Raw genomic sequence first — 12128 nt, 5'->3', positions numbered from 1 at the left:
ATCGATCACCAGCGATACATCACCGTATACACGAGGAATGTAAGAGGGATCATCATCGTTGCCGCAAACGAGCCTAACGATTCTATATTAAAGAACGAATTCTTGTTTGTAGGGAAATATATCAGGTCGTTGGGACGTATATAGTAAAACTCGGACTGAATCACATCCTGGGTTCTGAGGTCGAAAGTTTTTACTATCGAATTTCCCAAAGCGTCTCTACGGATGATACTTACCTTCGACAAATCCATCGTACCCGTAGTCTGCTGCGATATGGCCAATGCCTGATAAATGGTCATATTATCTTTATAAACAGAATAGAAGCCTTGTTTGTTAGACGCAAGTATATAAAAATAGTTGCTTGACAATGTCACTTTTACCTGTGCATCGAGGATAGACTCCTGTATCAGCTTCTGGATAATATCTTCTGCCTCCTGAACCGTACGGCCTGCGACCTTCACTTTGCCGAAGAAAGGGAGAATAACTGTACTGTCGCTGTATATGGTATATGCTTTGAGAGCATTCTGATTGGGACCCACCACCGAGTTGAAAGCACGGAATACTTCTTCGTCGCTGGTAGAGATAGAGCATGATATTTTATCATCCACAGCCAACCTGTATTCGGTATAGGGCTGTAGAGGATATTGCAAGTTGATATTTTGCAGATAATTTATTTCTTCGCTCGAGATGCAGGAAGAGAATATACCAACCATCATCAAACCGGATAACATGTAATATATTATAGCCTTCATATCAAAATACTCTAAGTGTAAATACAATAACCCCGGCCACTGATGTCAGCAAACCGAACAAACCGGCAAAAGAAGTGGTTGTACCAAGAAACTTACGTTTCATCTGAGGGATATACAACACATCATTGGGCTGTATATAGTAATATTCCGAATCTATGATATCCTTGCTTCGGAGGTCGAATGTTTTTACGGTAGAGCCTGTTTCCGTCTGGCGGATAATGCTCACTTTCGATCTGTCGGCGTATGCCCCTATCGTGCTTGCTATAGAGAGAGCCTGATAGATAGTCATAGTGGTACTGGGCATGTGTATGCGATTTGCCCCCGCTTCGCCAAGTATGCTGAAGTATCTGTTGTAGAGAGACACTTCGGCAGTAGTTCCGTCGGCATAGGCATTCAGCTTGTTGGATATAACATTCCTTATTTCGAGCATCGTTTGCCCTTGCACATACACCTTACCGATGTAGGGAAATGTTATCGTTCCGTCGGCATATACGGTTACAGGAGGCACTCCGGCTGCATCGTCGAGACCTCTTGTCTGCGAGTAAGCGTCGACACCTGTACGCTCGCTGATACCTTGCCCCGAAAAACGAGGGGTATAAGCCGAAAACATGGCTTTGGTCTGTTCATCCCATGCATATACAACAATACTGAGTTGGTCGCCCGGTATCACACGATATTGATCGGGCTTGACTGACGTTTCGGGATATTTAAGTTTTATGTCTTGTAAAAAGTCTGTGTCCTTGTTTGTTACACAAGAGCTAAGACTGTAAAAAATAGAAACAAGTATTAAAAATACCTTGATCACACTTTTCATAATAACAGGTCTTAGTTTTTTGTTTGCACCGGTTTTACTCTATATCGGCAATTTGTCCTCCCCTTTAGTAGGTTATTTAATTTAGATTTTATCAATTGTTTTCTGATGCCCGAGATAAGGTCTACAAACAGTACGCCTTCTATATGGTCGTATTCGTGCTGAATGCAACGTGCGAAGAAATCCTCATACACCTCGTCGTGAGCTACAAAATTTTCGTCGAGATACTGAATGCGGATTCTCTCTTTACGCTCCACCATTTCGTTGATTCCCGGTATGCTGAGGCATCCTTCTTCCAACTTCACAGGCTCGCCTGACTCTTCTACTATCCGAGGATTGATAAACACTTTCTTAAATCCTGCGTATTTGGGTTCATCTTCGGCCAGCGGCTCGAGGTCTATCACAAAAAGGCGAATAGCCAATCCTATCTGAGGTGCTGCCAGTCCGATGCCATCGGCATTGTACATGGTTTCGAACATATTGTCGATAAGCGTCTCCAGATTTGGGTAATCTTTTGTAATATCTTCTCCGACTTTCCTAAGCACCGGATGTCCGTATAAGTATATTGGTAATATCATTGTTTAATTATTTGCTTTGTAATCGTAAACTTTCCATGTACCCTTGCAGTATAATAGTTGCACTGATCTCGTCTACAAGGCTTTTGTTCTGTCTGTCTGTTTTCTTTAATCCTGCGTCCAGCATTGTTTTGTGTGCCAAGGCTGAAGTGAACCGCTCATCATAATATTCTATCTGCATATCGGGATAGAGAGATTGCAACTTCTTAACAAATGGACGGATGTGCTTCATGTTCTCCGAATATTCGTTATTCATTTGTTTTGGCAAACCCACAATGATGCGCTCTACATCTTCTTTCTGCAAATATGTTTTCAGATAATCCAAAAGAGTATGGGTGGGCACGGTAGTCAGTCCGTTAGCTATTATCTTAAGTGTATCCGATACTGCGATACCTGTCCGCTTTGTTCCATAATCCAGAGCTAAATATCTTCCCATATTATTTCGGCAAAGGTAGAAAAAATATTTATTTCCCTCTAATATAAAGAAGTAAATATAATAAGCGTGTCATTTCTTTTGACTGCTTCATCTTTTTTGCAGCATAATTTTGATACCGACTAATCAATCATCTCCACATTTGTAACATCACGAAACAACAATTGTTTTCGGTCGGCATGCAAATCGTAACAATACAAGTCTTTCTTAAAATATATACAGGCAGCAAGAACGAGTCTTACTGCCTGTACTAATCCGAAATCCAATATTAAATCTATCAGATGCCGAAACGGGCATTTACATATAAAAGGGCAATCATCTTTCTTTTACCTTTTACCATCCTTTGTTCGGGTTCTTATCCCACCATAGTTTTGTACTATAGTTATCTTGTCCGCCTAGCAGTTTCACAGCCTCGTTGTAGTTCTGTGTATTATTGTTCTGCTCATCAGGCGGGAACGGAATACGAGAAGCGAATCTTGTTTTCAGATTTGCATCGGTATTCGAATTTAACAATACAGGGAAGAAACGTGGATATCCGGTACGGCGTTGTTCGCTCCATGCTTCTTGTCCCAGCGGATACATTGCAATCCACTTCTGAGTGATAACTCTCTCCAATTTGGTTTCGAACGGATCTGCATCATTCCATTTTATTGTTATCGTGCTTATGGCTTTTGCTGCCAACGCAGGATCAGGATCGTTATAGTCGCCCGGTTTGCTTACTGCATCTTGCAAGTATGCGTCGGCACCGCTTGCCAACCACTGAGAGAATGACAGCTTAACGCCTTCTTCATAAAGTTCTTTAGCTGTACCACCCATATCCCAGCCTCTTAGTGCTCCTTCGGCTCTTAGGAATGCTACTTCCGAAGCAGGAAGCCACAATGTTGGTGCTGTTTGGGTATAAGTAGCAGACGAATATTTATCGGCCCAGTCTTTTCCCGGAACAGCAATACCTGTTCTCAAACCAAGATATTCAGGACCATTTACCACCTGACTTTTTGTAAAATATCTGGACAAACGGGGATCGCTATAGCCCGACAGATAGGCGATAATATCGGCACAAGCTCGCGAGTCGCCCCATGATGTCGTTACTGTCCAGATTGGATTTTGAGGAAATGCATTCTGTGCAATATCATTATTGCTTACAATTACTCCCAACGTATGTTTTACGGCTTCTTCTGCTTTTTGTTTAGCAAGTTCAGGATTTGCATATACGATACGCATTGCCATACGAAGCTTAAGCGAGTTAGCATATTTTATCCATTTGGTAAAATCTCCGCTATATACTTTGTCAAACTTAGCCATCGCCGTATAGTTCGGGTTGGCAGCAACAAATGTTGTAAGCTCGGCAATAGCAGCATCCAGATCGGTAAGCATATTTTTGTATACATCTTCCTGACTATCGTAAGCCGAACCAAGGCTTCCACCACCCACTTTGGAGTAAGGGATAGGTCCGTACAGGTCTGTGATACGTTGCATAGATGTAACACGCAATATCTGAGCCCATGCATAAAGAGGTCCTTCGCCTTTGGTTTGCTCCTTCACTTGTGTCCATCCTCCGTATACTTTTTCGAAAGCATCCTTAAACGGAGAGTTGATCCATCCGGCAGGTGCATTGAAAGTAGAGAAGTTTGAAGACCATGTATTTGCAATAGACAGATAGCGTCCGTATGGGTCACCGATAAGGTTTTCGCCCATCTGGTAAGCATTTTCCTGTGCAGGGTACGCATAATTGAGCATCTGAGGGAAAAAGGCACCCAGCTTGTAGTAACCTTCAAGAATTTCTTTGTCGGTAGGTTGAGCAGGATTTCTGTTCATGTCTTCGAAGTTGTCGGTACATGATACCAAAACAAGTGAGCACAACAGTGCTGAAGCAAGTCCTGTTTTTATCTTTTGAAATATATTGTTATTCATAATTTTAACTTTTAATATTGTATGAACAATAATCGTAATGAATTAATATTAGAACTCTACCTTAACGCTGAATCCCAAATTGCGAAGACTTGGCTGCATAAAGTAGTCGATACCCTGGAAGTAAGTTCCGGTAGAAGCTGTTGCTTCAGGATCGAAAGGTGCTTTGTTGTAGATCATCCACAGGTTGCGCCCAACGAACGATACATTTACTTTCATTACATCGTTGAACCATTTACTAGGCAGGGTATAACCTACAGATACTTCTTGCAAACGAACGTTGGTGGCTTTGTAGATATAATCTGACAATAAGCCTTCGGTTTGTCCTGTTACAGAATAGTATTTGTAAGGGTCGATCTTCGTATTACCTATCATTACGCCTCCATTGTCTCTGGCAACGGCAGTAGCTTTAGTTACACCAAATCCGTCCAAAATAGCCTGTGTAGGAGAAACAACGATACCGCCCAAACGTGCCGATACGAGGAATCCGAAGTTGATATCTTTCCATCTGAAGTCGTTTCTAAAGCCTAGGTTCCATTTTGGAAGCACCGAGCCCACTTTATCCATTGTATTTTCAAGTTCAGGACTTCCGTTTTCGTTCAGAACGACAGCGCCTTTATCATCATATTTCAATTTTTTCTTAACATAGAAGTCACCCATTGTACCGCCTGCCATCAAACGGAATTCTGAAGCTCCGATACCGCCCTGAGAAATAGACTCAAGTGTAACCATTTCACCGGTAACGGGATCAGCATATTTACCGAGCTGCTTAATCGTATTTTTGTTGTAGCTGGCAGTAAATGTCGAGTTCCAGTTGAAGTTACCCCATTTGTTGTCAGCTCCCAATGTGATTTCCACACCTTGGTTTTCTACATTACCTGTTTGTATATACATCGATGTGTATCCTGTAGTAGGTGATACCGGTACTTTTAGCGTCTGATTTTTGGTATTAGACTTGTACCATGTCATATCGAAGCTTAATCTGTTACCCCAGAATTTAGAGCTCAAACCAGCTTCCCACGATCCTGTTCTTTCAGGTTTAAGGTCTGTAATCGGCATATATGTGTTGGTTTTCCAGAAACCGCCCTGCTCGTCATATTCGTATGTCGGGATAGACAGGTTGCGAGGAATAGCCGAACCTACCGAAGAGTAAGACCCACGTACTTTCATGTATGAAATAAAGCTTGGCAATTTCACCATTTCGGATACCACACCCGAAACCCCTACTGATGGATAGAAGAATGAACTGTTGCTTGTATTTGCAAGAGCAGAAGCCCAGTCGTTACGACCTGTCAATGTAAGGTATAACATGCTCTTCCAGCCTAGTTCCACATTGGCGAATACCGACTGAGTTTGTTCGTGCCAGCCATCTTGTATCAATCTGGTTTTAGGAGCATTTTTGTCGATATTTGTTATCGCAAAGAAGTTAGGGATCATCAGTGATGCACCATCTACGCCGCTTTCGTCGGAACGCATATCAGAGATACTTGTACCGATATTGGCAGACAAAGAGTAGCTGCCGAAGTACTTGTTGATGTTTAACAACAAGTCGGCATACGCTTGCTTGTAGTCTTCTTTTGTAGACTTGAAACGTCCTGTTTCGGATGCAAACAATTGGTGAGTAGAAGCATAATTCTTCTGAGTGAAGTTATTCTGCGAATTGTCGAGACGTGCACGTCCCATTACATTCATCCAGTCGAAGATATTGTATTGCAGGTTCACGTTCATCATATAACGGTCGCGTTTGTTTACCATTCTGTTGCGGTTGATAATCCAATACGGATTTTGCATCCCTAAGCCTTGGTCTCCAAACTTCCACTGTTGTACGTTGTATCCCAATGCATCGCTATATAATTCATAGTTTTTAGCATAGCTGAAGTCTTCGCCTCTCGGATACGTATATATTGCAGTAAGCGGATTGTAATATTGCCCCTGAGCCATCATATTCTGGTCTTTTTGCTTGATATAGCTAAAGCCGAAATCGAGGATCATTTTATCGTTCAAGAATTTAGTTGTATTCCTCAACGTTGCATTGTATTTCATATAATCGTTTTCAGGTATTATACCATTGGCTTTAGTAGAACCCAACGACATAAATGTCTGATTCTTGTCTGTACCTACCGACAGTGTAGCCGATGTTTGGGAAGTAGCACCTGTATCGAAAAAGTCTGAAGGATTGTAAGCGTATTTGTTTTGCACATCGCCCCAGCTCTTATATTCACCTGTTTTGTTTCCATATTTGTTTTGGAAGTCAGGCATCACAAACGGACGAGAGAATGTAGTCTGGTTTGATATCGTAACTTTTGGTTTACCTGTTGCTCCTTTTTTGGTTGTGATCACAATCGCACCATTTGCAGCGTTAGATCCGTAAAGGGCAGCAGCGGCAGGACCTGTAAGCACCGACATGCTTTCGATATCATCAGGATTGAGGTCTGAGATTCCCTCTCCACGAGGCTGATCGGCATACTCATTGTTCTGATTCAATCCGCCCTTGTTAGCGTTGAAGATAGGCACACCGTCTATCACGTACAATGCGTTGTTATCCTTTGTTATAGATTTAGAACCACGCATTACTACACGTGTAGCTCCACCGATACCGGCAGCAGACGCATTGATGTTTACACCGGCAACTTTACCCGACAGGGAGTTCATCAGGTTTACATCTTTTACACCTGTAAGCTGATCGCCTTTTATTTCCTGCACATTGTAGCTCAATGCTTTTTGTGCTCTCTTGATACCCAAAGCGGTTACCACCACTTCGTCAAGGTTCACGTCGCTTTCTTTCAATACTACATCGAACGACGTTTGACTTCCTACATTCAGCGTTTGCGAAACATAACCAATATAAGTTACTTCCAACGTTTTTCCTGCAGGAACTTTTATCGAGAAATTACCGTCAATGTCGGTCATTGTACCTGTAGAAGTACCTTTTATGGCTACACTAACCCCGATAAGCGGTTCGCCATTCTTATCCTTTATAGTACCTGTTACCAACCTGTCTTGCTGAGTTGCACCGGTTTCTTTGGTATTTGCATTCGCCGAAAGGATAATATGCGCACCTTCCATGCTATAGCTGATATTTGTATTCTTCAACACATGATCAAGCACCTCCGCAGTGGGCTTGTCTTTTACGTTCACAGTCGTTGTCTGATCTACACCAACCTTGTTGTTATAAATAAACAAATAGCTGGTTTGGCTTTCGATTTCGTTTAAGACTTTGGCTAACTTAACATTTTTCAGGTTCATTGTCACTCTTGCACTCTGAGAGTAAGAGTTTTCAGCAAATAGAAATTGGATGCTGCATAATAGACATAAAATAAAAACCCTCATGATTTTTGTCAATTGTTTTAATTCCGGATATTTTAAATAAAAAACATCCTTCAAATCATTATTTTTCATAGATTTGTTTTGTTAATGAGATTGATACTCTTTTTTATTAAAACTGTATTGGTTTCACGTGCCAAAAAATGTTGCAGCATTTTTTGGCACTTTTTGTTACGATCAGGTATTTTGCATTGGCTTACATTTTAGAGTGATTGTATTTTTACTTGATATTAATGATATGGGTCTCAGGATCCCTTTGGTATTCAAATTTTATATCTCTTTGCAAAACCCGTAACGCATAGTCGATGCCGTCTACAAAACGGAACTTACCGGTGTACGAATATTTACCTACGTGCGTATTCTCTATATTGATTTTTAGTCCGTATATTTTTTCAAAGTCGCGCATAATGCTGCCAAAAGATGCATTGTTGAAGCTGATCAAACCCTCTTTCCATCGGTAGGCATCATAATCTTCGATACCCGAAACCTCGAGCTTGCCATCTCTCAAAACTGCCCTGGTGTTGGGGCTGAGGATCAACGACTGGCTAGGGTCGGACGCAAGATCTACTTTTACCTTACCATCCATCAGTGTGGCCACAAAATCGTCTTCACCCGAATATGCCATCACATCAAACTTGGTTCCCAGTACGCTCACGTTTCCTTTCGATGTTTCTACGATAAAAGGTTTATCCTCGTTGTGCACCACCTCAAAATAGGCTTGTCCGTCGAGCTTCACAATACGTTGTTTTTTATTGAAAGATACCGGATATTCTATTTTGGTACGGGCATTGAGCCATACTTGTGTACCATCGGGCAAAGAAAGGTTTACATATTGCCCGGCAGGAACACTGATAGACTGCATTCCATAGTCTTCATTACTGTTTTTTATTTGCATGTACAGCAATCCGCTCATAAGCAATATAGCAATAACAGCCGCCACTTTCATAAATGTACCGAACAGTATCCGTTTACGGTCTGCCAACGGTTCTTCTACCAATATGCTACTATCGGCAGTGATGCTGCTTTGGTCGTGATGCAGGATCAAGGCATCAAAAAGTTTTCTCTCCTGATAAAACTGCTCCTGATTCTGAGGCGATGCATCAAACCATTCTTTTATTGTTTGATCTTCACTATCAGTAGTTAAACCTTCAAAAAACCTAAATAACAATTCTGAATCCATTTACTTTTTGCGACTATTTATATTTTTTCTATAAGAATGTCGTGTATAAGAATAACAACCGAAGGCAGTACATCCCTAGTCAAAATATTGTTAACAAATATTAAAAATAAAATTCGGTTATAAACAAGAGCTACTTATTCAGAATAAAGAAAAGCGCAATCCACGCCGAAAGGTAATCTTTCAGGTTTAGCCGAAGTAAGCTCAGGGCTTTTGAGATATGAAATTCAACTCCTTTGGTAGTAATGCCAAACATTTCGGCTATTTCTTTATGCGATTTTTCTTTATAACGGCTCTCAACAAATATATCGATTGTTCGCTGTGGTAGTTTGGCCAGTGTATCTCTCACAATCTGCTGTATCTCTTCGGAGAATATCTCTTCGGGGTCGCATGCTTCCAACGAACTGATACGCACATCGAGCTCCCACTGGGCGTAGCTACCCATATCGGTAAGTATCTGGCTTCTGCGTTCTGTTTGTTTGAGGTAGTTGAGGCATTTGTTTTTTATTATCGTCAATATATATGCCTCTATATTAGAATCTGCACTCAGGCTATCCTTATTGTCCCAATAAATCATGAAGGCCTCTGTGGTGAGGTCTTCTGCAACATCCATACTACGTACATACGAATTAGCAAAACGAACAAAGCGGTTATAGTATTTCGTGAAAAAACTATTAAACTTTGGATTTACAGGGTTAACCATTCATACATCATTTAGACAATACAAAAGTAGGAACTATTTAGAACCTGTTTAAATTTTCCACGAATATTTTTCTATGAATATTTCTCCGATTTTCTTCGTTCATTTTTAGTCTCTTTTTGTCCGCTTTATCCTTTTGTTCAACTTTAATAGCTCGCTATTATGGTTTCTCAAAAGAATAAATCATCCTGAAAATAGTTCTAAAAATTGGAACGAGCAAAATTCAAACAGACTCTTAAAATATCAACTGTAAGATTTCATTTTTTTGTAAATCTTTCACAACGGAAATATTAACACAAAATCTCACAGTAAAAAGAGTCGGCACAACTGCTGCGTACCGTATATCATTACCATACTCTATATTTGCCTTGCTTCACCCAATTAAGTGTCAAATATCACAAAACATTTCCATTAAAACAACATATATGCCAATTATCTAAAATACCTGAAAGCTATTCTATAAATAAAGAATTATGGCTAACTTGCAGCCGTTTTTCGCCGGGACGTAAACCCCGACATTTTTTCACCCAAAAACTTTCTGATGAAAGACTTTATAACACTGATAAGGAGGTTTGTACCTCCATACAAAAGGCAAGTAGTACTAAATCTTGTATTCAACATACTGAGTGCTATCCTCAATGTATTTTCTTTTGCGCTGATAGTACCTATACTCCGCATATTGTTTAAGGTAGACGAAAAGGTATACGAATACATGCCTGTGGATACTTCAAGCATCAGCACGATGCTCAATTATAAGGTTCTTGAAAACAACTTCTACGCATACCTCTCGGATATGATGGCCACACACTCGGGCGGAGCAGTATTGCTTGGCTTGGGACTAACCCTTGTGGTGATGACCCTATTCAAAACCGGCGCCACCTACCTCAGTGCTCACTATATTGTAGATGTACGCACAGGCGTGGTACGGGATATCCGCAAACAGATAAACGACAAAATACTATCGCTGCCTCTCGGTTTCTTCTCGGGAGAACGCAAAGGCGATATTATTGCACGTATGACAGGGGATGTAAACGAGGTGGAAAACTCGGTGATGAGTTCGCTCGATATGGTTACCAAAAACCCGATCATGATACTCGTATATCTGGGCACAATGCTTTTTATCAGTTGGGAACTTACCATCTTCGTACTGATACTATTACCTATAGCCGGATATATTATGGGCAAGGTAGGCAAAAGCCTCAAACGCAGGTCGGTGACAGCACAAAACCAATGGGGAAGCCTTGTTTCGCAGATAGAAGAAACGCTGGGCGGATTGCGTATCATCAAAGCATTCAATGCCGAGCCGAAAATGAAAACCCGTTTCGACTCGTCTAACAATATTTTCAGAAACATGTCGAACAAGATCGCTCGCCGCCAACAGATGGCACACCCCATGAGCGAATTCCTGGGAACGATTGCTGTGGTTTGTGTACTCTGGTTTGGAGGAACACTTATATTAGACGGATCGGGATCGATGGACGCATCTAAGTTTATTTATTATCTGACTATATTTTATCTGATCATCAATCCGGCCAAAGACCTATCCAAATCGGTTTATGCCATACAAAAAGGGATGGCTTCGGTTGAACGTATCGACAAGATACTGAAAGCTGAGAATAACATTAAAAATCCTGCTAATCCGAAACCAATATCGCTAAAGGAATCGATCACCTACAGAAATGTAGAATTCAAATACGAAACCAGCCATTGGGTTATCAAGAATGTAAGCCTCACCATACCTAAAGGGAAAACAGTTGCCCTTGTGGGACAATCGGGCTCGGGCAAATCGACGATGGCAGACCTCCTACCCCGTTTTTATGACGTAAACAAGGGAGGTATCTATATCGACGATGTAAACATCAAGGATGCCGATATACACGACCTCCGCTCGCTGATGGGTAATGTAAATCAGGAAGCAATCCTTTTCAATGATACATTCTACAACAACATTGCTTTTGGCGTAGATGATGCCACAATGGAAAGAGTGGTAGAGGCAGCCAAGATAGCCAATGCCCACGACTTTATCATTGCCACCGAAGAAGGATACAACACAAATATAGGCGACCGCGGCAGCAAACTGTCGGGCGGTCAACGCCAACGCATCAGCATTGCCCGTGCCATCCTAAAGAACCCTCAGATACTGATTCTCGACGAAGCCACATCGGCACTCGATACCGAATCGGAACGTCTGGTGCAGGATGCTCTCGACAACCTGATGAAGAACCGCACCACGCTGGTTATCGCTCACCGCCTTTCTACAATAAAGAATGCGGACGAAATATGTGTGATGCACGAAGGCGAGATTGTAGAACGTGGACATCACGACGAGCTATTCGAAAAGAATGGCTACTACCGTAAACTGTGCGACATGCAACAGTTTTGATATGCCAATGTGAAAATATGCCTATTGCCAATTTTGATTTCTTATACCATTGGCAGATCGGCACATTA

The 12128-nt window shown here is 41.4% G+C and carries 9 protein-coding genes; 1 reads left to right on the top strand and 8 read right to left on the bottom strand.

The annotated features are described in order from the left end of the window. Nucleotides 1–5: 5 nt before the first annotated feature. From E4T88_RS06340 to E4T88_RS06305, 8 genes are all read right to left on the bottom strand, one after another. Nucleotides 6–749 carry a polysaccharide biosynthesis/export family protein gene (locus E4T88_RS06340; protein WP_135104636.1) on the bottom strand — a complete coding sequence of 248 codons (744 nt, stop codon included), beginning with the start codon at nucleotides 747–749 and terminating at the stop codon, nucleotides 6–8. Between the two features lies 1 nt (nucleotide 750). Further along, entirely contained in the window at nucleotides 751–1563 is an 813-nt protein-coding gene (locus tag E4T88_RS06335) for a polysaccharide biosynthesis/export family protein (protein ID WP_006843790.1), read from the bottom strand. Between the two features lie 11 nt (nucleotides 1564–1574). Then, a complete protein-coding gene (gene def, locus E4T88_RS06330; protein ID WP_135104635.1) occupies nucleotides 1575–2138 on the bottom strand; it encodes a peptide deformylase in 564 nt (187 codons plus the stop codon). A 7-nt stretch (nucleotides 2139–2145) separates the two neighbouring features. After that, a complete protein-coding gene (gene ruvX, locus E4T88_RS06325; RefSeq protein ID WP_006843792.1) occupies nucleotides 2146–2571 on the bottom strand; it encodes a Holliday junction resolvase RuvX in 426 nt (141 codons plus the stop codon). Nucleotides 2572–2901: 330 nt separating this feature from the next. Continuing rightward, nucleotides 2902–4479, bottom strand: a complete 1578-nt coding sequence (locus tag E4T88_RS06320; protein ID WP_135104634.1) for a RagB/SusD family nutrient uptake outer membrane protein — start codon at nucleotides 4477–4479, stop codon at nucleotides 2902–2904. 48 nt (nucleotides 4480–4527) lie between these two features. After that, nucleotides 4528–7875: a TonB-dependent receptor gene (locus tag E4T88_RS06315; protein WP_135104633.1), complete on the bottom strand. Its 3348-nt coding sequence runs from the start codon at nucleotides 7873–7875 to the stop codon at nucleotides 4528–4530. A 145-nt stretch (nucleotides 7876–8020) separates the two neighbouring features. Further along, nucleotides 8021–8980 (bottom strand): FecR family protein, encoded by a 960-nt coding sequence (locus tag E4T88_RS06310; protein WP_135104632.1) that lies wholly within the window; start codon nucleotides 8978–8980, stop codon nucleotides 8021–8023. Nucleotides 8981–9110: 130 nt separating this feature from the next. Next, the gene (locus tag E4T88_RS06305; protein ID WP_135104631.1) at nucleotides 9111–9680 is read right to left on the bottom strand and encodes an RNA polymerase sigma-70 factor; all 570 of its coding nucleotides are present in this window, start codon (nucleotides 9678–9680) and stop codon (nucleotides 9111–9113) included. A gap of 538 nt (nucleotides 9681–10218) precedes the next feature. Here E4T88_RS06305 and E4T88_RS06300 point away from each other — a divergent pair. Continuing rightward, entirely contained in the window at nucleotides 10219–12060 is a 1842-nt protein-coding gene (locus tag E4T88_RS06300; RefSeq protein ID WP_135104630.1) for an ABC transporter ATP-binding protein, read from the top strand. The last annotated feature ends 68 nt before the right edge of the window (nucleotides 12061–12128 follow it).

Source organism: Dysgonomonas mossii, assembly GCF_004569505.1.
GTDB lineage: Bacteria > Bacteroidota > Bacteroidia > Bacteroidales > Dysgonomonadaceae > Dysgonomonas.
This window is presented reverse-complemented; position numbering and strand designations above follow the sequence as displayed.